18 protein-coding genes are annotated in these 20608 nt (G+C 54.8%); 5 read left to right on the forward strand and 13 right to left on the reverse strand.

The window, feature by feature from the left end; translation table 11 throughout:
* Nucleotides 1–41 precede the first annotated feature (41 nt).
* Nucleotides 42–1406 (forward strand): tRNA uridine-5-carboxymethylaminomethyl(34) synthesis GTPase MnmE, encoded by a 1365-nt coding sequence (gene mnmE, locus IFU29_RS18740; RefSeq protein WP_191935251.1) that lies wholly within the window; start codon nt 42–44, stop codon nt 1404–1406.
* A 156-nt stretch (nt 1407–1562) separates the two neighbouring features.
* Entirely contained in the window at nt 1563–2306 is a 744-nt protein-coding gene (locus tag IFU29_RS18745; RefSeq protein ID WP_191935252.1) for a 4'-phosphopantetheinyl transferase family protein, read from the forward strand.
* A 39-nt stretch (nt 2307–2345) separates the two neighbouring features.
* Here the strand turns inward: IFU29_RS18745 and IFU29_RS18750 are convergent, their stop codons facing one another.
* Nucleotides 2346–3659 carry an NCS2 family permease gene (locus IFU29_RS18750; RefSeq protein WP_062744086.1) on the reverse strand — a complete coding sequence of 438 codons (1314 nt, stop codon included), beginning with the start codon at nt 3657–3659 and terminating at the stop codon, nt 2346–2348.
* Between the two features lie 245 nt (nt 3660–3904).
* Between IFU29_RS18750 and yieH the strand changes: the two genes are divergently transcribed.
* Nucleotides 3905–4567, forward strand: coding sequence for a 6-phosphogluconate phosphatase (gene yieH / locus IFU29_RS18755; RefSeq protein WP_191935253.1), 663 nt, complete (start codon nt 3905–3907; stop codon nt 4565–4567).
* A 57-nt stretch (nt 4568–4624) separates the two neighbouring features.
* On the opposite strand, the gene IFU29_RS18760 is transcribed toward yieH, so the two are convergent.
* From IFU29_RS18760 to pstS, 8 genes are all read right to left on the reverse strand, one after another.
* On the reverse strand, nt 4625–4942 hold the full coding sequence (locus IFU29_RS18760) for a FaeA/PapI family transcriptional regulator (protein ID WP_244633747.1): 318 nt from the start codon (nt 4940–4942) through the stop codon (nt 4625–4627).
* A 77-nt stretch (nt 4943–5019) separates the two neighbouring features.
* Nucleotides 5020–5490, reverse strand: a complete 471-nt coding sequence (locus IFU29_RS18765) for a transcriptional activator RfaH (protein WP_191935254.1) — start codon at nt 5488–5490, stop codon at nt 5020–5022.
* Nucleotides 5491–6013: 523 nt separating this feature from the next.
* Nucleotides 6014–7252, reverse strand: a complete 1239-nt coding sequence (locus IFU29_RS18770) for an MFS transporter (RefSeq protein ID WP_191935255.1) — start codon at nt 7250–7252, stop codon at nt 6014–6016.
* A gap of 134 nt (nt 7253–7386) precedes the next feature.
* Nucleotides 7387–8124, reverse strand: coding sequence for a phosphate signaling complex protein PhoU (gene phoU / locus IFU29_RS18775; protein ID WP_062744091.1), 738 nt, complete (start codon nt 8122–8124; stop codon nt 7387–7389).
* 17 nt (nt 8125–8141) lie between these two features.
* On the reverse strand, nt 8142–8909 hold the full coding sequence (gene pstB, locus IFU29_RS18780; RefSeq protein ID WP_062744092.1) for a phosphate ABC transporter ATP-binding protein PstB: 768 nt from the start codon (nt 8907–8909) through the stop codon (nt 8142–8144).
* 43 nt (nt 8910–8952) lie between these two features.
* Complete coding sequence (gene pstA / locus IFU29_RS18785; protein WP_191935256.1) at nt 8953–9840, reverse strand: phosphate ABC transporter permease PstA; 888 nt, start codon at nt 9838–9840, stop codon at nt 8953–8955.
* Nucleotides 9837–10799: a phosphate ABC transporter permease PstC gene (gene pstC / locus IFU29_RS18790; RefSeq protein ID WP_062744094.1), complete on the reverse strand. Its 963-nt coding sequence runs from the start codon at nt 10797–10799 to the stop codon at nt 9837–9839. Before pstC ends, pstA begins: the two co-directional genes overlap by 4 nt.
* A 99-nt stretch (nt 10800–10898) precedes the next feature.
* Entirely contained in the window at nt 10899–11939 is a 1041-nt protein-coding gene (pstS, locus tag IFU29_RS18795) for a phosphate ABC transporter substrate-binding protein PstS (protein WP_191935257.1), read from the reverse strand.
* 388 nt (nt 11940–12327) lie between these two features.
* Here pstS and IFU29_RS18800 point away from each other — a divergent pair, with 388 nt between their 5' ends.
* Entirely contained in the window at nt 12328–13443 is a 1116-nt protein-coding gene (locus tag IFU29_RS18800; protein WP_191935258.1) for an NAD(P)-dependent alcohol dehydrogenase, read from the forward strand.
* Nucleotides 13444–13456: 13 nt separating this feature from the next.
* Nucleotides 13457–14803 carry an NAD(P)-dependent benzaldehyde dehydrogenase MdlD gene (mdlD, locus tag IFU29_RS18805; RefSeq protein ID WP_191935259.1) on the forward strand — a complete coding sequence of 449 codons (1347 nt, stop codon included), beginning with the start codon at nt 13457–13459 and terminating at the stop codon, nt 14801–14803.
* Nucleotides 14804–14876: 73 nt separating this feature from the next.
* Here the strand turns inward: mdlD and IFU29_RS18810 are convergent, their stop codons facing one another.
* The 4 genes from IFU29_RS18810 to IFU29_RS18825 form a co-directional block, all read right to left on the reverse strand.
* Complete coding sequence (locus IFU29_RS18810) at nt 14877–16193, reverse strand: serine hydrolase domain-containing protein (protein WP_191935260.1); 1317 nt, start codon at nt 16191–16193, stop codon at nt 14877–14879.
* A gap of 136 nt (nt 16194–16329) precedes the next feature.
* Entirely contained in the window at nt 16330–18159 is a 1830-nt protein-coding gene (glmS, locus tag IFU29_RS18815; protein WP_191935261.1) for a glutamine--fructose-6-phosphate transaminase (isomerizing), read from the reverse strand.
* Nucleotides 18160–18427: 268 nt separating this feature from the next.
* Complete coding sequence (gene glmU, locus IFU29_RS18820) at nt 18428–19798, reverse strand: bifunctional UDP-N-acetylglucosamine diphosphorylase/glucosamine-1-phosphate N-acetyltransferase GlmU (protein WP_191935285.1); 1371 nt, start codon at nt 19796–19798, stop codon at nt 18428–18430.
* 377 nt (nt 19799–20175) lie between these two features.
* Nucleotides 20176–20595: a F0F1 ATP synthase subunit epsilon gene (locus tag IFU29_RS18825; protein WP_062744101.1), complete on the reverse strand. Its 420-nt coding sequence runs from the start codon at nt 20593–20595 to the stop codon at nt 20176–20178.
* Nucleotides 20596–20608: the final 13 nt, after the last annotated feature.

Consider the following 20608-nt stretch of genomic DNA (forward strand, 5'->3'; position numbering starts at 1 on the left):
TCATCATGACCGCCTTTTTTATTCCAAAAAGAGAATTCAATATGAGCCATAGCGATACTATCGTCGCACAGGCGACGCCTCCGGGCCGCGGCGGCGTTGGCATTCTGCGTGTTTCCGGCAGTAAAGCTGCCGACGTCGCACAGCTGCTACTGGGCAAACTGCCAAAGCCACGCTACGCCGACTACCTGCCTTTCCGCGACGCTGACGGCAGCACGCTCGACCAGGGTATCGCGCTGTGGTTCCCTGGCCCGAACTCATTCACCGGTGAAGACGTGCTGGAACTGCAGGGTCACGGCGGCCCGGTGATCCTCGATCTGCTGCTGAAGCGTATTGTCGCGCTGCCTGGCCTGCGTATCGCTAACCCGGGCGAGTTCTCCGAACGCGCCTTCCTCAATGACAAGCTGGACCTGGCCCAGGCAGAGGCCATTGCCGATCTGATCGATGCCAGTTCAGAGCAGGCGGCACGCTCGGCGGTCAATTCGCTGCAGGGCGTTTTCTCCGCCCGCGTTAATCATCTGGTGGAAGCACTTACTCACCTGCGGATCTTCGTTGAGGCTGCCATCGACTTCCCGGACGAGGAGATTGACTTCCTTTCTGACGGCAAAATCGAAGCACTGCTGCATCAGGTGATAGCTGACCTGGATAGCGTACGCGCTGAAGCACGCCAGGGTAGCCTGCTGCGCGAAGGGATGAAAGTGGTCATTGCCGGACGCCCTAATGCCGGCAAATCCAGCCTGCTGAACGCGCTGGCCGGACGTGAAGCAGCGATTGTCACCGATATTGCCGGGACCACCCGCGACGTGCTGCGTGAGCATATTCATATAGACGGCATGCCGCTGCATATAATTGATACAGCAGGGCTACGGGAAGCCGGTGACGAAGTTGAACGCATCGGCATCGAACGGGCATGGAATGAGATCGAACAGGCCGACCGCGTACTGTTTATGGTAGACGGTACCACCACCGGTGAAACAGCGCCTGCGGCAATCTGGCCGGACTTTATGGCCCGTTTACCGGCGGCGTTACCGGTTACCGTCGTACGCAACAAGGCGGATATGACCGGCGAAGTGCTGGGTCTTGAGGAAGTGAATGGTCACTCACTTATTCGTCTGTCAGCCCGGACCGGTGACGGCATTGATGTGCTGCGGGACCACCTGAAGCAGAGCATGGGCTTCTCCGGTAATATGGAGGGGGGCTTCCTGGCACGTCGTCGTCATCTGCAGGCGCTGGAGTTAGCAGCCACTCACTTACAACAGGGGAAAGACCAGTTGCTGGGTGCGTGGGCGGGGGAATTACTGGCTGAAGAACTGCGTCTGGCACAGCAGTCGCTGAGTGAGATCACCGGTGAGTTCAGTTCCGATGACCTGTTAGGCCGTATCTTCTCCAGTTTCTGTATAGGGAAGTAATCCGCCGGCAGGATCGCTCTTATCCACCAGCAATCTGTCCATAAACAGTGACAATAGTCCGAAAATGACCCTGAGAATGGAATCTCAGGTGAAATCAGGTAAGAATATTCTTACAATAGCAGTGATGATTATCCGACCATTTTCACGGAGCGACAGATGGCAAGTCATTTTGCACGTTGGGCTCTCGCCCAGACCAGACCCCGGGTACACCGACTTCCACATCCGATTGTAGAGTACGCCAGCAGATTCACAGAGAAGCGTCGTGCCCGCTATCTGGCCGCCCGTATCCTGCTGGCCGAGCTGATGCAGCGTGTATACGGGATGCCTGTTCTGCCAGAGCTGATCACCAGCGCCAGCGGACGCCCCTGCTTTGCCGATCAGGATCTTCCGGACTTCAGTTTTGCCTACGCCGGAAATATGGTCGGCGTAGCGTTAGCAGAGGAAGGAGGGCGTGCCGGGCTGGACATGGAAATTATTCGCGCGCACAGTCGCCAGACGATGGAGCATCATTTTGAATGCCTGTCGTCAGGGGAAAAGGCCTGGATCAATGCGCAGAACGACGCCATTGAAGCCTCCACTCAACTCTGGACGCTGCGCCAGAGCATTCTCAAGCTGACCGGGGAAGGCGAAGACGGGATCAACTCGCTGCGATTACATCCCGCATCGGGACGCCTGCGTTCGGTTACCTGGCCTGACATACAGGCGCTGTGTGACGTTGAGCCGTTACTGGTCTGGTCCTGCGCACTGTCGCCAGGCACCGACCGGCTGCGGCTGTGGGAATATAATCATGATAATGGATGGGAATCGCTGCGCGATTTTAATGTCTGCGCCCAAAATCTGGGGCCGCGCACGCTGCGACTGACCAGCCTGCCAACCGAAAAACAGCTTAACTATTCCTGAAGAGGATGCGGGTGGCCTTTCTGCCACCCGCCTGTTACATCAGTGCGCGTCGACGAAGGCGATTTTCAGCACGAACAGCAACGCCACCACCACCACGCACGGGCTGATTTCACGCCAGCGGCCGGTTCCCAGTTTCATCACACAGTAAGAGATAAAGCCCAGCGCAATCCCTTCCGTAATCGAGAAACTAAACGGCATCATTGCCGCAGTAACAAACGCCGGAACGGCTTCGGTCAGGTCGTCCCATTTCACGCGCGACAGGCTGGAGGTCATCAGCACGCCCACATAAATCAGCGCACCCGCTGCCGCGTAGGCTGGCACCATGCCTGCCAGCGGTGACAGGAACATCACCAGCAGGAACAGTACGCCCGTCACGACCGCCATTAATCCCGTACGGCCACCGACAGACACACCGGATGAGCTTTCGATATAGGCGGTGACGGAAGAGGTGCCGATAAAGGAACCGGCGACAGAGCTGATGCTGTCGACGTACAGCGCCTGCTTCATGCGGGGGAACTTGCCGTTCTCATCGGTCAGGCCTGCTTTATCCGTTACGCCAATCAGCGTCCCGGAGGAGTCAAACAGGTTCACCAGCATAAAGGAGAAGATAATCCCCGCCATGCCAATATTCAGTGAATCCTTGAGATTAACCTGCCCCAGCACCGAGGTCACCGCCGGAGGCGCAGAAAAGATCCCCGTGTACTTCACGTCACCGATGGCCAAGCCAATACCGGTGGTCACCACGATCGACACCAGCACCGCAGCATGGATATTGCGTGAGGCGAGAATCGCGATAATAAAGAAGCCCAGTGCGCCCAGCAGCACGCTGTGAGAGGTGAGGTTGCCCACCGACACCAGCGTCGCTTCATTGGCGACAATGATGCCTGCATTTTTCAGCCCCATCATGGCGATAAACAAGCCAATACCGGCGGTGATCCCCACCCGCAGGCTCAGCGGGATATTGGCGATCATCCAGTAGCGCACGCGGAAAATTGTCAGCAGCAGCAGCCCTACCGCTCCCCAGAAGATAGCACCCATACCGATCTGCCAGGAAATGCCCATCGCGCCAACTACCACAAAGGCAAAGAAAGCGTTCAGGCCCATCGCCGGCGCCAGGGCAACCGGCAGATTGGCTACCAGCCCCATCAAAATACTGCCAAAGGCGGCAATCAGGCAGGTCGTCACAAAGACGGCCTGGGTATCCATGCCAGCCACGCCCAGGATCTGCGGGTTAACAAAAACGATATAGACCATCGTCAGGAAAGTGGTGAAACCAGCAATCACCTCAGTACGTACGGTGGTGCCATGCTCCTGCAATTTAAAAATCCGTTGTAACAGACCGGGATTCGTCATTATGTGTTTCCAGAACGGAGAAAAGTTGTCGGCCGTTATCCTACCCCAAAATTCAGATTTTGGGATATTGATCACCCGGTTTTTTCGCAACCGATTGCGCTGTTTTTACCGTCTTATCTCTGCCGTTAACTGGAAAAGACACTTCACACGGCAAAAAACAGGGTTTGTACGATCAATAATCGAAATGCCCCCCTGCTTCACGCTACTATTCGGTATCAGCCCATCAGGACGCATAAGGAAGCAGGATGTCAGTGGAATGTATTTTTTTCGATTGTGACGGCACACTGGTCGACAGCGAAATGCTCTGTACGCAGGCGTACGTTAACACCTTCGCAGAGTTTGGCGCTTCGCTGTCGTTGCAGGAGATGTTCGAGAAATATAAAGGCGTGAAGCTGTATGACATCATCGCCGACGTCTGCCGGCAGCATCAGCTCACAACGCCCGTGGAGGTCCTTGAGCCAGCCTATCGCCGGGAAGTGGCCCGGTTGTTCGAGTTAGAGCTTAAACCGATCACCGGAGCTAAAGCGCTACTGGACAAGATCGGTGTAGCGATGTGTGTTGTCTCCAACGGCACGGTCCCCAAAATGGAGCATTCGCTTGGCCTGACCGGAATGCGTGCGTACTTTGGCGATCGTCTCTACAGCGGTTACGACATCGGACACTGGAAGCCGGAGCCGGAGCTGATGTACCACGCTGCCCGGCAGATGGGCGTTGCAATTGAGCACTGCATACTGGTGGATGACTCGGAAGCCGGGGCGAAGGCCGGCATCGCGGCCGGGATCCCGGTATTCTATTATTGCGTGGATGCCCATAACCCCCATATCGATCACCCGCTGGTAACGGTATTTAAGGATATGGCCGATCTACCCGGGCTCTGGCAGGCACGCGGCTGGCAGCTGACCCGCTGACGGCAATAGTATAGGCCGTAACGCCTTTACCTGTATTTTCAGGGCACACGGACGGGATTAAGACTCAATCCCGTCATTTTTATTGATATACCAGCGCAGTGACTTCAACAACAGGGAAGAGTGTTTGATCACTTTCCCCTCGGCAACCAACTGGAGAAGCAGGGTGCGTGTAATATAAATACTCTCTCCGCAGCTGTCCGCTAAATCCCGGGTTTTAGGCCAGACCTCAGGCTGCTGTAAGCCGCCCCCCTCTCCCCGACTGGATTCAATCTCGCCACAAATTAACGCTAACTGATGTAGCATTTCGCATTTTTTTTGCTCTACAGGTGTTTTCTTTATTTTCATATCAATCAACCCCCTATTACCCGGCGTCATAAAAGCATCAAGAGATGAATAAAAAAACAAGTAATCAGCAGCGTTAACAAACCGATATAATATAAAGCTAAATTTAATTATTCGACACGGTTTAGCCTTATTTCTGACATGATCATTTCATGCAGAAAAGACAGTAAACCATAGCTGTTGCCGTCCTTTATTTTTTCCAGCCTTTCTTCCATTTTCATCAGATTATGGTCATTGTTGACCTGATCGTCAGTCAAGGAGTGGTTACAGGCTCTTCTCATCAATGCTTCAATCAGGCTTTGCGGTAAGGGCCGGGGTTCACGGCCAAACTTAACAATATAACTGACCCCGGGTAAGGCATTTATCCTGGCAGTATTGATGAGGTCAGCATCAATTTTAACGAACAGATAAGGAGGAAACATCGGCTCAACACTGACTTTGATTCGCTGCGAACCGGCGCGTTTTTTTTCGCGCGTCATCATCGGACAAAAGGTGGTTATCCCGATTTTTTCCAGCGAATCCTCTGCCTGCTCCATACGCCCATACTTACAAAAAATTAAATACCAACCACTTACTGTCATGCAGCCTGTTCCTTCATTATCCTGCCCCATCAATATCAGCAGGCAGGCTCCGCCACAACCTGACCATTATCATGGCAAGACAGAGTACAAAAATATTTTAAATAGTGATGGTGAATAATGGCGATACTTGAGTATGGATGCGGGCACAGATCCGCCTCCGCTAAAAACAGTTCGCCACCTTGCGGGGTAAAGTTAACCAGTTTTTTTTAAGCTGTAAACAACAATAAATGGCTAAAAAGCGTAAGTGGTAACAACTTTTCGATATTTTATCGATATAGCATCAATAAAAGCGACCTGATCACCCACACGAATAGTAATAAGTAAAATAATGAGTCGCAAAAATTAATTACGCGCCATATTTGTTGCCATGTTTTTTTTTGTAAAAAATAAACAGGCAGGAGGAAGACCCCCCCATCAGGACAGGTGGGTGCATTAAATAACGCGTTCGCAGAGAAAGGGAGGAAAGTGTGAATACTGCCCGTGTCGTCCTGCGCGGTGTCCTCCCACACAGGACGACGGTCAGTCAGCCTATCGCACCCAGAGCGTCTTCGTTACCCTGCTTTTTCGGCAGCAGAAACAGCGTGGCAACGATATCCAGCAGATAGATCAGCGCCAGCAGGGTGATCGCCGCAGCAAACGACCACTGGCTCACCAGCAGGCCAATCACCAGCGGACCAAAGCCACCCACGCCACGCCCCAGGTTAAACAGGACGTTCTGCGCCGTAGCGCGGACTTTCACCGGATAAGTGTCAGAGATTAGCGCGCCATAGCCGCCAATCATTCCGTTAACAAACATCCCCATCAGCGCACCGGTAAACAGCATGATGGTCGGGTCACGCAGCTGTGCGTACACCACCACCATGACGACCGCCCCCATCTGATAGATCAGGAAGATTTTCCAGCGCGCAAAGCGATCAGCCAGCAGACCAAACAGCCAGATACCGAAGGTCATACCCACCACCGTCACCGCCGTCCACAATCCTGACTTTGTCAGGGAGAAGCCAAACGTGGTTGAGAGGTAACTGGGCATCCAGATCATCAGGCCGTAGTAACCAAAATTCTGCACGGAACAGAGGATAAAGATACCGATGCTGGCTTTTGTGGTGGCAGCATCCGCAAACAGCAGCTTAATACGGGCGGAGAATGACAGCCCCTGATTGACGTCCACGTGTTCGGTGAAGGTATCCGGCTCCCCCATACCCCGCCGGATAGCAAACGATGCCAGCGCAGGCAGCAGTCCGACCAGAAACATACCGCGCCAGCCGATAATATCCAGCAGGAGTGGGGTGATAAACGCCGCCATCAGCACGCCCAGCTGCCAGCCCATACCGACCCACGCTGAAGCACGGTTGCGCTTGTTAGCAGGCCAGACCTCGGCAATCAGCGCCATACCAATACCGAATTCACCGCCCAGCCCCATTCCGGCCAGAGTACGGTATGCCAGCAGATCCCAGTATCCCTGCGCCACCGCGCACAGCCCGGTAAAGACGGAAAACATCAAAATAGTGAAGGTCAGGACGCGGATACGGCCAAAACGGTCGCTGATATGGCCAAAAATGATGCCGCCCAGCACGGCCCCTATTAAGGTCCAGGTCACCAGAGAGCCAGCCTGTGAAGGGTTTAACGCCAGAGACAGGCTGATCGCCGGCAGCATAAAGCCGAGTATCAGCAGATCAAAGCCGTCCATTGCATAGCCACTGACCGCCGCAACCATCGCCTTTCCTGGCGTGACGCTGCGCTTATCCGGGGGGGAAACTGACATGGTTTTCTGACCTTTTCATAAGAATTTGGCCGCAAGTATAAGTATGACGGCGCGTGGTATCCAGACGAAAAACTCATGGGTCAGGGCAGGAGGGAAGGAAAGGCATGCCGCAAGCCGGCACGCCTCGGCAGAGCTTAACCCGGATTATTTTCGCCGCTGTCGTCCCCGGTCAGCAGTTTATCCAGCTGGTCGCCGCCCACATGACGGAAATCCTGGCCTTTGACGAAGTAGAAGATAATCTCGCAGATGTTCTGGCAGCGGTCGCCGATGCGCTCGATAGCTCGGGCACAGAACAGCGCCGTCAGCACGCTGGGGATGGTGCGCGGATCTTCCATCATATAGGTCATCAGCTGGCGGACGATGCCCTCATATTCCTGGTCAACCTTCTTATCTTCACGATAGATTTCCACTGCTGCATTGAGATCCATACGGGCGAACGCGTCCAGCACGTCGTGCAGCATCTGGATCGTGTGATGGCCCATAGACTCCAGGCTCACCAGCAGCGGCTGGTGCTGCTGGGTAAATTTTTCCAGCGCGGTACGACAGATTTTCTCGGCCACATCGCCAATGCGTTCCAGCTCGGAAATGGTTTTGATGATCGCCATCACCAGACGCAGGTCGCTGGCGGTCGGCTGACGCTTGGCGATGATGCGCACGCAGGCTTCATCAATCTCCACTTCCATCATATTGACCTTGTGGTCACCTTCGATCACCTTGTTCGCCAGCTCGCCATCCTGGTTGTGCATCGCAGTGATAGCATCCGTCAGCTGCTGCTCAACCATGCCGCCCATGGTCATCACCTGGGTGCGGATGTGCTCCAGCTCGGCGTTAAACTGGCCGGAGATATGTTTATTCAGGTTTAAGCTATCCATTGTATTCTCCAGTCAACTCAACCGTAGCGGCCGGTGATGTAATCTTCAGTTTGCTTCTGATGCGGCTTGGTGAACAGCGTGTCGGTATCGCTAAATTCTATCAGTTCGCCAAGGTACATAAACGCGGTGTGATCGGAACAGCGTGCGGCCTGCTGCATATTGTGCGTCACGATCACCACGGTGTAATCCTGTTTCAGCTCCGTAATCAGCTCTTCAATACGCCCGGTTGAAATCGGATCCAGCGCAGAGCAGGGCTCGTCCAGCAGCAACACCTCAGGGCGAATGGCAATACCACGGGCAATGCACAAACGCTGCTGCTGACCACCGGAAAGACTGTAGCCACTCTGGTGCAGCTTGTCTTTGGTTTCGGTCCACAGCGCCGCTTTGGTCAGCGCCCACTGGACGCGTTCGTCCATATCGGCACGGGACAGCTTTTCAAACAGACGTACGCCGAAGGCGATATTGTCATAAATCGACATCGGGAACGGCGTCGGCTTCTGGAAAACCATCCCGACGCGGGCACGCAGCAGGGCAATGTCCTGGCTGGCGGTCAGAATATTTTCACCATCCAGCAGGATCTCACCTTCAGCACGCTGCTCAGGGTAAAGTGAAAACATCTTGTTAAAGGTGCGCAGCAGGGTGGATTTACCGCAGCCTGATGGGCCGATAAACGCCGTCACCTGGTTTTTCGCAATATCCAGATTGATGTTTTTCAGCGCATGGAATTTTCCGTAATAGAAGTTCAAATCACGAACCTGAATCATCTTAGCGGAAGTATTAATCATTTTTCTCTCACTCAGTCCGCGCCGCTACCGCCGCGCTGCTCAATTAATGTTTGCTCTTGGCGAAGATCACGCGTGCCAGGATGTTCAGTAACAGTACGCACAGCGTAATAATCAGCACGCCCGCCCAGGCCAGACTCTGCCATTCGGCAAACGGACTCATGGCGAATTTAAAGATGGTCACCGGCAGGTTCGCCAGCGGCTGCATCATATCGGTGCTCCAGAACTGGTTCGACAGCGAGGTAAACAGCAGGGGAGCGGTCTCTCCGGCAATGCGGGCAATCGCCAGCAGTACCCCGGTCAGGATGCCCGATACGGATGCTTTCAGGGTGATCGCTGAAATCATCTTCCACTTCGGCGTTCCCAGCGCATAGGCCGCTTCACGCAGACTGTCCGGAACCAGTCTCAGCATGTTTTCTGTAGTACGGATGACTATCGGGATCTGCAACAGTGCAAGAGCAACCACCCCGGCCCAGCCGGAGAAGTGCTTCATCTGTGCTACCACGATGGTGTAAACAAACAGCCCCACCACAATCGACGGCGCAGACAGCAGGATATCGTTAATAAAGCGGGTGACTTCAGCCAGCCAGGATTTACGGCCGTATTCGGCCAGATAGATGCCCGCCATAATACCCAGCGGCGTACCAACGGCCGTTGACCAGAAGATCAACAGCCCGCTGCCCGCCAGAGCATTCGCCAGCCCACCGCCTGCCGTATTCGGTGGCGGGGTATTTTCGGTAAACAGCGACATCGTCATGCCATCAATACCGCGCGTGACGGTTGAAAACAGGATCCACACCAGCCAGAACAGGCCAAATGCCATTGTCAGTAATGACAGGGTGAGCGCAATGCGGTTTTTCATCCGGCGCCACGCCTGCATTTTGCGGCGTGAGGCTAACAGCGCATCACGCGACTGTAATTCCATCGTGGTCATGAACGTGCTCCTTCACTTTTCGCCAGGCGCAGGATCATCAGTTTCGAACAGGCCAGCACAATAAAGGTGATCACAAACAGGATCAGCCCCAGCTCCATCAGCGCAGCGGTATGCACCCCGGACTCAGCTTCAGCAAATTCGTTGGCCAGTGCAGAGGTAATACTGTTGCCCGGCATAAACAGCGATGCGCTGTCGAGCTGGTAGGTGTTACCGATAATAAAGGTCACCGCCATGGTTTCACCCAGCGCACGGCCCAGGCCCAGCATCACGCCGCCAATCACCCCATTCTTGGTGAAAGGCAGTACCACGCGCCACATCACTTCCCAGGTGGTGCAGCCGATGCCGTAAGCGGACTCTTTCATCATGACCGGTGTCTGCTCAAACACGTCGCGCATCACCGAGGCGATGTAAGGGATAATCATGATCGCGAGGATAATCCCGGCGGCCAGAATCCCGATACCAAAGGCCGGGCCGGAGAACAGCGTGCCGACAATCGGTACGTTAGCCAGTACGTCACCGACCGGCTGCTGGAAGTAGGTAGCGAACAGCGGGGCAAAGATAAACAGGCCCCACATGCCGTAAACGATGCTGGGGATCGCAGCCAGCAGTTCAATCGCCACGCCCAGCGGACGACGCAGCCAGTTCGGGGCCAGTTCCGTCAGGAACAGGGCGATACCGAAGCTCACCGGGACTGCGATAAGCAGGGCAATAATGGAGGTCACGACGGTACCGTAAATCGGCACCAGCGCACCAAACTGTTCGTTAGGGGCATCCCACTCTTTGTTCCACAGGAACGAGAAGCCAAATTTCTGGATACTCGGCCATGAGGAGATGATCAGGGAGACAATGATGCCGCCGAGCAGCAACAGCACAATCAGCGCAGCCAGTTTGACCAGTGCGCCGAAGATGATGTCACCCTGTTTTCCGGGGGCCTTGAATGCCGGCTTGGTTTCAGCCATAGAATTCTCGAGTCTGTTACTGCAGATACGTATCGGGCAAGGCTTGCCTGCCCATGGGGGTCATACGCACCACCTGCGGTGGTGCGTTACTGCCATCGCTTAGTACAGGGCTTTGCCAGAGCTGTCTTTTACGTCTTTTTTCCAGGCGCTACGGATCTGCTCGACCACTGAATCGGGCAGAGAAGCATAATCCAGGCTCGCGGTGGTTTTGCCGCCGTTTTTGTAAGCCCAGTCAAAGAACTTCAGGACAGCTGCACCTTTCTCAGCGTTAGCCTGCTCTTTGTGTACCAGGATATAGGTGGTGGAGGTGATTGGCCACGCGTTGTCGCCTTTCTGGAAAGTCAGGTCCTGAGCAAATGACTTGCTCCAGTCAGCCCCTTTCGCCGCATCGCTAAAGCTCTGCTCGCCAGGCTCAATGGCTTTGCCGTCCGCATCCACCAGCTTGGTGTACGCCAGGCTGTTCTGTTTAGCGTAAGCATACTCAACGTAACCGATGGAACCCGGCAGACGCTGAACGAAAGCGGCCACGCCGTCGTTACCCTTGCCGCCCAGACCGGTTGGCCAGTTCACGGTGCTGCCTTTACCAACTTTGCTGCTCCAGTCGCTGTTCACTTTGGACAGGTAGCTGGTAAACACGAATGACGTCCCGGAGCCGTCAGCGCGGCGCACCACGTTGATGTTGGAATCCGGCAGTTTCACGCCCGGGTTCAGCTTGACGATCGCCGGGTCATTCCACTTTTTGATGGTGCCCAGATAGATATCGCCCACGGTCTTGCCGTCCAGGGTCAGCTGTCCAGATTTGATACCAGGAATATTAACCGCCAGTACCACCCCGCCAATAACTGTCGGAAACTGGAACAGGCCATTTTTTTCTAAATCTTCGTCTTTCATCGGCGCATCTGAAGCACCGAAGTCTACAGTTTTAGCAATAATTTGCTTAACGCCGCCGGATGAACCGATACCCTGATAGTTAACCTGGCTGCCCGTTGCGGTGTTGTACTCTGCAGCCCACTTGTTGTATACCGGTGCCGGGAAGGTCCCGCCTGCGCCGGTCAGGTTGGTCGCGGCCATGGCAGAAACGGCGCTGAGAGACAGGGTTACTGCGACGAATTGAGCCAGGGTTTTGTGCATCAGTGTCATGTTCCCTCCACGGGATTAAAAAGTCAGGCCAGTTGCCGTGTTTGTCTATAGCCAAAATAATTCGGGTTGCAGGAAGGCGGCAAATGATCGAATCCCGATGCGCTTACCGTTGTAAGTGATTCGGGTGAGCGAATGTAGCCAACGCACCTGCAGCTTGAAGTATGAAGGATATAATTATGATTGCTGCTGGAGGCAAAATAGGACAGTTTGGTGACAGTAAAATGTACGAAATATGACACTTTTGTGACACACCCCAGCGAAATATTCATCATCGTAAGATTGTCTGCCTGCTCCCGCGACAGGCTTTTAATGCGATCACACTTCCTGCCGCTGCGCTGATTTTCCACGGTGCTACTTTTGCCCTTCCACAGGACAGGAGATAACCACCATGAAAATAACGGCTGCGGTCATCAACCACGTCAATGCCCCCTATCAGCTGGAGCCACTGGAGCTGACGGCCTTACGCGACGATGAGGTGCGGGTAAAAGTCGTCGCCTCCGGGATCTGTCATTCCGACGAAGCGCTACGCGTGGGTGATGAAGAACATTTTTTTCCGGGCGTACTGGGCCACGAAGGATCCGGTATCGTTGAGGAGGTGGGCCGCTCGGTGAAAGGGGTAACGACGGGCGATCACGTTGTGATGTCTTACGCTTACTGCGGTTGCTGCGATCGGTGCCGTCAGGGCCAGCCCTCTCACTGCCAGCACTGGGGAATGCTTAACGCCGGAGGGTTCCGTACCGATGGCAGCGCCGTGTTGCTGAAGCCCGACGGCGGCAAGGTGTCTACGATGTTTTCACAGTCCTCTTTCGCCACTCACACCCACACCCGCCTCAATAACCTGATCGTCGTGGATAAATCAGCAGACCTGCGTCTGGTGGCCCCGCTGGGCTGTGGGTTGTTAACGGGTTCAGCGACGGTATTCAACGGACTGAAGCCACAGCCCGGTTCAGACATTGCGATTTTTGGCACCGGTGCGGTTGGCATGGCGGCGATCATGGCGGCGAAAATTGCCGGATGCCGGCACATCATCGCGATTGATATCCATGATACCCGCCTGTCGCTGGCGCGCGAACTGGGTGCGACCGATATCCTCAACAGCAGCAAAGAGGAGGTGGTCAGCGCTATTGCCAGCCTCACCCAGGGCAAGGGGGTCAATTACGCCATCGACACCACCGGCCTGTCAGCGGTGATGAAAAGTGCGCTGGATGCGCTGGCGACGGGCGGCACGCTGGTCCCACTTGCCGTCACACGTCACGATCTAACCTTTAATCCGATGCGCAGCCTGGTGGCGTCCAGCAGGCGAGTGGCCGGGATACTGATGGGGAACGCCATTCCTCAGGTCTCCGTGCCGAAGCTGATTGAGTGGCATCAGCGTGGGTGGTTCCCGTTTGAGAAGTTAGTGAAATACTATGACTTTGCCGACATCAATCAGGCAAGAGCGGACTCCGCCAGCGGCGTCACCATCAAGCCCGTGCTGATCGTCGATAAAGGCTACCGGATATAAAGGAGCAGGCGCCATGGATGCGAAAGCAAAAGGGGAATTACTCGAGATTTTCCACCAGCAGAAAGCTCTCTTTTTATCCGGTATCACCCGGGACAATGTGTTTAAAAAAAACCAGCTGCGAAAACTGAAAAGCGCGCTGCTGGCCCACAAAGAGGCAATCTGCCAGGCGATGTGGGCCGATCTCGGCCGCAGTGAAACGGGCGTGGAACAGGCAGAGATCGTGCCGCTAATGAATGAAATCAGCTGCGCCCTCGACCATCTTGATGAATGGGCCCTTGAGAAAAAGGTACCGACACCGCCGTCTCTGGGCAACAGTGAAAGCTTTATTACACGGGAGGGCTATGGTGTTAACTATATCATCGGGCCGTTTAACTACCCGCTACTGCTCAGCTGTTGCCCGCTGATTGGTGCCATTGCCGGCGGCAACACTGCCATCATTAAGCCCTCTGAAGCCACACCGGCCACCGCCACCGTGATTGAAAAGATCATCAGTCGCACCTTTGCATCGAACTACATCCATGTCTGCCAGGGGGCAAAAGAGGAAAATGAATTCCTGCTGACACTGCCGTTTAATCTGATTTTCTTCACCGGCAGCCCAGCGGTGGGGAAAGTGGTGATGGCCGCCGCCGCCAGGCATCTCACCCCGGTACTGCTGGAGCTGGGCGGTAAATGCCCGGCGATTGTGCTGGAAGATGCCAACCCGGAATTAGTGGTGTCTGAGCTGATCGCCAGCAAGCTGATTAACAGCGGTCAAACCTGTGTGGCACCGGATTATCTGTATATCGACAGGCAGATTAAACCGCAGATTGTCAGTCATCTGTGCAGGGTGCTGAACGGCCAGTTTGGGATAGCGGGCAGTAACGGCAGGATTGTCTCTGATGCAGCATATGCGCGCCTGGAAAACATCCTCGCCCGTAGCGAGGGGGAGATCGTCTGGCGCGGAAGGTCGGATAAAGCACAGCGCTTTTTTGGCCCTGCGGTCGTGGATAACGTCAGCTTTGATGACAGCACCATGCAGGATGAGCTATTCGGCCCAATCTTCCCTGTGCTGACGTTCGACAGCGAACAGGACATTGCGACGCATATCAATACGCACCATCCGCAGCCACTGGCGGCGTATGTTTTTTCGCGCGACACTGACCGCGCACGCGCCATCATTGACGCCATTCCATCGGGAGATGCCGGGATCAACGCGCTGCTGCTTCATGCCGCTTCCCCTTATCTGCCTTTTGGCGGCGTGGGTGGCTCCGGGATGGGCTGTTATCACGGGGAGTTTTCTTACCAGGCTTTTACGCATCCGAAGTCACTACGCGTAAAAAAACAGGGTAGCGATGGTCAGGCAGCATCTCCGTCTGCCTGACCATCGCCACACTCAAGGGCCACCCCGCCCGGGGCTTCGCCTTACCGATGCCTGACCTCTTTTTCCCGTCAGGCTACTTAACCTTCTTTTCTGCCAGCGCATTCGCAATCGCGTTAAACATCAGGGAGGCTTCAAGCGGCTGCTTATTTGCCGCCGGCTCGGCCTGAGGCCAGGTCGACCACTGAACAATCACCAGTTTCTGCTGCTGATCGATGGCGATCATCTGACCAAAAATACCCTCAGCCGACAGTGCTTTATCGCGGGTTAACCCGTCAACAGGGCTCGCTTTTTTGGTGCTCAGCGGTACGCTGCTGTTCCACCACTGATAACCGAACTGGCCGTGAGGATAATCGGCCGTCACTGAGTTTTGCGCACGGGTCCAGCGTGTGGCCTCTTTTATCCAGCCATCGGGCAGGGTTTTAGTACCATCAGGCAGAACACCCTTGTTCATGACGAACAGCCCAAACTTGCCCCAGTCTTCAAGGGTGGCATTAAACCCGTGAGCACCGACGTCGTGTTTGCCGGGCAAGTAGCTGTGCCAGACACCATCATTCACCATGCCGTAAGGCTGCCAGATAGTGTCCTGCAGATAGCGGGCCAGCGTTTCACCAGTGGCTTTTTCCAGCGTGTCACCTAATACCCAGGCTCCGCCAGACGAGTAAGACCAGATCTGGCCAGGTCTGGCACAGGCTTTGCGCTGAGGATCCAATATCAGCTTGCTGACGCACGCATAGGTGTCCTTGCCCGCTTCACACTGCGTCAGCCGGGCAAAATCAGAGCTCGGGTCTGTGTAGTCCTCATTCCACGTCACCCCTGATGTGTGCTGTAACAGGCTGCGCAACGGTACATGCTCCCAGGCCGTACCGCGCAGGGCAGGATTGTATTTACCGGCTTCATCATCCAGCGAGGCAATTTTACCCTGCTTCAGGGCTACCCCCACCAGCGTTGACACCACCGATTTACCGACAGAGCGTGACGTCCAGAGCGTGGTTTTTGTATTGCCTTTGCCATAATAGTCCCAGACGATTTTACCGTTTTTAATCACCATAAAACCGGTCACGTTGTTACGCTTAAGGTAGTTCGTCAGCCTGTACTGATGTCCCCGAAAGGTAAAGGTGACGCGGGAGAGATCCTGACGGGCAACCGGTAACGGTGCGGGTTTACCTGCTCTGAAGATATCCCCCGGATAGGATCGATAGTCGTTACGGAAACCAATAACACGCTGGTCAGGCGTCCAGGTGAGCATATTTTTTACGTCGGGCAGGGTTTTATCCAGCGGGGTCGGGCAGGTGGTCAGGGGAACCGGGCAGGCCGCGCTGGCGGTAGCAGCGATACCCGCCGTCACCGCGCACAGCACCATCAGAACCCCTCCGGCTTTACTCTTTTTCATCCTCTTCCCTTAAAATCAGATGTGGGTGTTCATCTTAAAGAAAGCGAATAGGGATATTTGGACAAAAAAAGTCCGGCATACTGTTTGTTACAGTAATGCCGGACTGTTGTGCGGGGTAGCGGTACGGAATGCCGGATTATTCTACCGTAACAGATTTCGCCAGGTTACGCGGCTGATCCACGTCGGTGCCTTTGATCAGGGCAACGTGATAGGACAGCAGCTGTAACGGCACGGTGTAGAAAATCGGTGCTATCACGTCTTCCACGTGCGGCAGAGGGATAATGCGCATGCCTTCGCTGTTGGTAAAACCGGCATCAATATCGGCGAAGACATACAGCAGGCCGCCACGGGCACGCACTTCTTCAATATTCGACTTCAGTTTTTCCAGTAGCTCATTGTTCGGTGCCACCACAATCACCGGCATATCCGCATCGATCAGTGCCAGCGGCCCGTGCTTCAGTTCACCGGCTGCGTAAGCTTCCGCATGAATGTAGGAGATCTCTTTCAGCTTCAGCGCCCCTTCCATCGCGATCGGATACTGATCGCCACGGCCCAGGAACAGCGCATGATGCTTGTCAGAGAAATCTTCCGCCAGCGAGGCAATCAGCTCATCCTGCGACAGCATTTGTTCGATGCGGCTTGGCAGCGCCTGCAGGGAGTGCACGATGTCATGCTCCACCTGCGGATCGACGCCTTTCAGGCGGCCTATTTTGGCCACCAGCATCAGCAGTACCGTCAGCTGGGTGGTGAACGCTTTCGTGGAGGCGACGCCAATCTCAGTACCCGCTTTGGTCATCAGCGCCAGGTCTGACTCACGCACCAGTGAGGAACCAGCGACGTTACAGATGGCCAGCGAGCCGAGATATCCCAGCTCTTTTGACAGGCGCAGTGCCGCCAGCGTGTCCGCCGTTTCTCCCGACTGAGAAAGGGTGATCAGCAGGCTGTTTTTACGCACCGCAGATTTGCGATAACGGAATTCAGAAGCAATCTCGACATCGCAGGGTACATTGGCCAGTGACTCAAACCAGTAACGCGAAACCATACCGGAATTGTAGGAAGTGCCACAGGCAACGATCTGAATATGTTCCACGTTTGCCAGCAGGGTATCTGCCTGCGGCCCCAGCTCGGAAAGGTCAACTTCGCCGTGGCTGAAGCGACCGCTCAGGGTATTTTTAATGGCGACCGGCTGCTCGTAGATTTCTTTCTGCATGTAGTGACGGTAAACGCCTTTATCGCCGGCGTCATACTGAGCAGTAGATTCGATCTCTGCCCGCTTCACCTGCGCACCGCTGCGGTCGAAGATACTCACATCACGGCGGGTAATTTCCGCAATGTCGCCCTCTTCCAGGTAGACAAAGCGGCGGGTAACCGGCAGTAACGCCAGCTGGTCAGAAGCAATAAAGTTTTCACCCACACCACGGCCAATCACCAGCGGGCTGCCGGAGCGGGCCGCAACAACCGTCGACGGATCGCGGCTGTCCATAATGACCATACCGTATGCGCCGCGCAGTGCAGGGATCACGCGCTGCACAACCTCACGCAGTGAACCGCCCTGCTTTTGCTCCCAGTGGACCAGATGCGCCACCACTTCGGTGTCGGTTTCAGAGGCAAAGGTATAGCCACGGCTGACAAGCTGCTCACGCAGCGGTTCGTGATTCTCAATAATCCCGTTATGCACGATAATGATCTGCTCAGAGATATGCGGATGCGCATTCGCTTCCGACGGCTCTCCGTGGGTAGCCCAGCGGGTATGGGCAATACCCGTGCCCCCGACCAGAGCGGTAGTCTCTGCTGCTTCAGCAAGGTTTTGTACCTTACCAAGGCGGCGAAGGCGGGTGGCATGACCCTGATGATCAACCACGGCAAGCCCCGCAGAGTCATAGCCCCGATACTCCAGACGACGCAACCCTTCAAGCAGGATTTCCGCAATATCACGCTGCGCTACAGCACCAACAATTCCACACATAGTTAATTTCCTGACATGATGCCGTTCAGCGGCATCAGCGTTGTCTTCTGACCTGAATATTCCGGTAATACGCTCATTCATTCAGGCGGCACGTCCGTGACGTCCCTGCAGCACAGAAAATCCTGTGCCTGGATAAACGGGTGCAGTCAGCGCCTGTCCGCCTGAAAGATAATGCGTTATTCCGGTTCCCCGAGCCTTGTAGAGTGGGGATTATTTTTATGTTTACTGCCTTTTTACCGGCTGAAATCGTGTTCAACCTGATGAAAACTTACTTTTTCTTAACCGGGCGCTGCCAGCCGGTATTCAGTTGCTGCTCTTTACGGTTATACGCCAGACCTGCCGACGGGACATCTTTCATAATGGTCGTCCCGGCCGCAATGGTGGCTCCCGCCGCCACGGTCACCGGAGCAATCAGCTGGGTATCCGAGCCGACAAATACGTCATCACCGATGATCGTTTTCGATTTATTGATGCCGTCATAATTACAGGTAATGGTACCGGCACCAATATTGACGTTTGCCCCAATCTCCGCATCACCGAGATAGCTCAGGTGGCCTGCTTTCGAGCCTTTACCCAGTCGGGCCTTTTTCATCTCGACAAAGTTACCGACGTGCGCCCCTTCGGCCAGTTCACTGCCCGGACGCAGGCGGGCAAATGGCCCGACAGTACAGCCCGGAGCCAGCTGCGCATCTTCAATGACGCTGTAAGGGCTGATCACGCTGTCATCAGCAATCACGCTGTTTTTAATCACGCAACCGCTGCCGATCCTGACGCGATCGCCCAGCGTCACGTTGCCTTCAATAATGACATTGGTGTCGATAATCACATCACGGCCATGCACCAGCTCCCCCCGCAGGTCGAAGCGTGCCGGATCCCGCAGCATCACCCCGGCCAGCAGCAACTTTTCTGCCTGCGCGGCCTGGTAAACACGCTCCAGCGTCGCCAGCTGTAGGCGGTTGTTCACGCCGTCAGTTTCCGTCACGCGTGAAGGATGCACCGCATTGATCTGGCGGCCTTCCTGATGGGCAAGGGCAATAATATCGGTGATATAATATTCACCTTGGGCATTATTGTTGTTCAGCTTACTGAGCCAGCGTTTAAGATCGGCACCATTGGCCACCAGGATGCCAGAATTAATCTCAGTGATGAGCATCTGTTCTGGCGTAGCATCCTTATGTTCAACGATGCCCACGACCTGACCCTGTTCACGAATGATGCGCCCGTAACCGGTTGGGTTATCGAGGATGACCGTCAGCAGGCCAATGCCGCCCTCCGGCTTCGCCATCTGTAAACGGCTCAGTGTCTCTACAGAGATCAGCGGCACATCGCCGTACAGCATCAGAATGTCTTCGTCATCGGCAAAACAGGGCGCTGCCTGCTGCATTGCATGACCGGTACCCAGCTGCTCGGACTGAAGCACCCAGTTAAGCGAGTCATCATTGAGTGTACTTTTAAGAAGATCGCCTCCGTGGCCATAAACCAGATTAATGCGCTGCGCATTAAGCGCTTTTGCCGCATCAATCACGTGCTGAACCATCGGTTTGCCTGCCAGCTCGTGCAGCACTTTTGGCAGTTCGGAATACATTCGGGTTCCTTTACCGGCGGCAAGGATCACCACGCTCATCGGGCGGTTTGACATAGACATCCTGACTAATTCTGAGTTAAACGAAGTTAAGCGGTTTAAGGGTGTAATTACTACATATTTTTCGGCAAAAAACATCTTCAACCGCCCCTCTCAGTGCAGTTTTTTCGCCGTTTAAAAGCGGGCGTTTTAAGTTCATCGCTCCGGTTCTGCAGTATTAAACCGAATATGCGCAGCGTAAAAAAAAGGGGGGGGAGAGATTCCTGCATGGGTAGCCTCATGGTCTGGTGCTGTTCAGGAGGTGAGGGGATCTGGCGATGGTGGCGTGTGCGACGGGTCTATCGCAGGGAAGCTGACAACCACGGGTGACTGAGGTGAAGCATAAAAAAATGCCAGTCAGTTTCCTGACTGGCATTTTACTGTTTAAACCTGAATTACATCGCTTTACGGGTTAACTCGATCACACGCAGTTTGGCGATCGCTTTAGCCAGTTCCGCAGACGCCATAGCGAAGTCAACGTCACCGTGAGAGCTGTTCATATGCTCTTCGGCTTTGCGTTTCGCTTCCAGCGCGCGAGCTTCATCAAGATCGCTGCCGCGGATCGCTGTGTCAGCCAGTACGGTGACCGCACCAGGCTGCACTTCCAGTACGCCGCCAGAGAGATAAATCACCTCTTCGTCGCCGTGCTGCTTAACGATGCGAATCATACCAGGCTTAATGGCGGTCAGAAGCGGGGCATGATTTGGGCGAATACCCAACTCACCTTCGCTACCTGAAACCTGGATGCTCTGCACAGTGCCTGTGAACATTTGCAGTTCTGCGCTGACAACGTCCAGGTGAAAAGTCATAGCCATTGTTAACCTCCTG

It is taken from the genome of Erwinia persicina (assembly GCF_014838825.1).
Lineage (GTDB): Bacteria > Pseudomonadota > Gammaproteobacteria > Enterobacterales > Enterobacteriaceae > Erwinia > Erwinia persicina_A.

Bases quoted from the DNA above. Each gene is read 5' to 3' on its own strand.
- IFU29_RS18760 (WP_244633747.1), bottom strand. From the start codon at position 4,942: ATGACGCCGGGTAATAGGGGGTTGATTGATATGAAAATAAAGAAAACA.
- IFU29_RS18750 (WP_062744086.1), bottom strand. From the start codon at position 3,659: ATGACGAATCCCGGTCTGTTACAACGGATTTTTAAATTGCAGGAGCAT.
- IFU29_RS18825 (WP_062744101.1), bottom strand. From the start codon at position 20,595: ATGGCTATGACTTTTCACCTGGACGTTGTCAGCGCAGAACTGCAAATG.
- IFU29_RS18770 (WP_191935255.1), bottom strand. From the start codon at position 7,252: ATGTCAGTTTCCCCCCCGGATAAGCGCAGCGTCACGCCAGGAAAGGCG.
- IFU29_RS18765 (WP_191935254.1), bottom strand. From the start codon at position 5,490: ATGACAGTAAGTGGTTGGTATTTAATTTTTTGTAAGTATGGGCGTATG.
- mdlD (WP_191935259.1), top strand. From the start codon at position 13,457: ATGGATGCGAAAGCAAAAGGGGAATTACTCGAGATTTTCCACCAGCAG.
- IFU29_RS18800 (WP_191935258.1), top strand. From the start codon at position 12,328: ATGAAAATAACGGCTGCGGTCATCAACCACGTCAATGCCCCCTATCAG.
- glmS (WP_191935261.1), bottom strand. From the start codon at position 18,159: ATGTGTGGAATTGTTGGTGCTGTAGCGCAGCGTGATATTGCGGAAATC.
- phoU (WP_062744091.1), bottom strand. From the start codon at position 8,124: ATGGATAGCTTAAACCTGAATAAACATATCTCCGGCCAGTTTAACGCC.
- pstS (WP_191935257.1), bottom strand. From the start codon at position 11,939: ATGACACTGATGCACAAAACCCTGGCTCAATTCGTCGCAGTAACCCTG.
- IFU29_RS18745 (WP_191935252.1), top strand. From the start codon at position 1,563: ATGGCAAGTCATTTTGCACGTTGGGCTCTCGCCCAGACCAGACCCCGG.
- pstB (WP_062744092.1), bottom strand. From the start codon at position 8,909: ATGATTAATACTTCCGCTAAGATGATTCAGGTTCGTGATTTGAACTTC.
- pstA (WP_191935256.1), bottom strand. From the start codon at position 9,840: ATGACCACGATGGAATTACAGTCGCGTGATGCGCTGTTAGCCTCACGC.
- glmU (WP_191935285.1), bottom strand. From the start codon at position 19,798: ATGTCAAACCGCCCGATGAGCGTGGTGATCCTTGCCGCCGGTAAAGGA.
- mnmE (WP_191935251.1), top strand. From the start codon at position 42: ATGAGCCATAGCGATACTATCGTCGCACAGGCGACGCCTCCGGGCCGC.
- pstC (WP_062744094.1), bottom strand. From the start codon at position 10,799: ATGGCTGAAACCAAGCCGGCATTCAAGGCCCCCGGAAAACAGGGTGAC.
- yieH (WP_191935253.1), top strand. From the start codon at position 3,905: ATGTCAGTGGAATGTATTTTTTTCGATTGTGACGGCACACTGGTCGAC.
- IFU29_RS18810 (WP_191935260.1), bottom strand. From the start codon at position 16,193: ATGAAAAAGAGTAAAGCCGGAGGGGTTCTGATGGTGCTGTGCGCGGTG.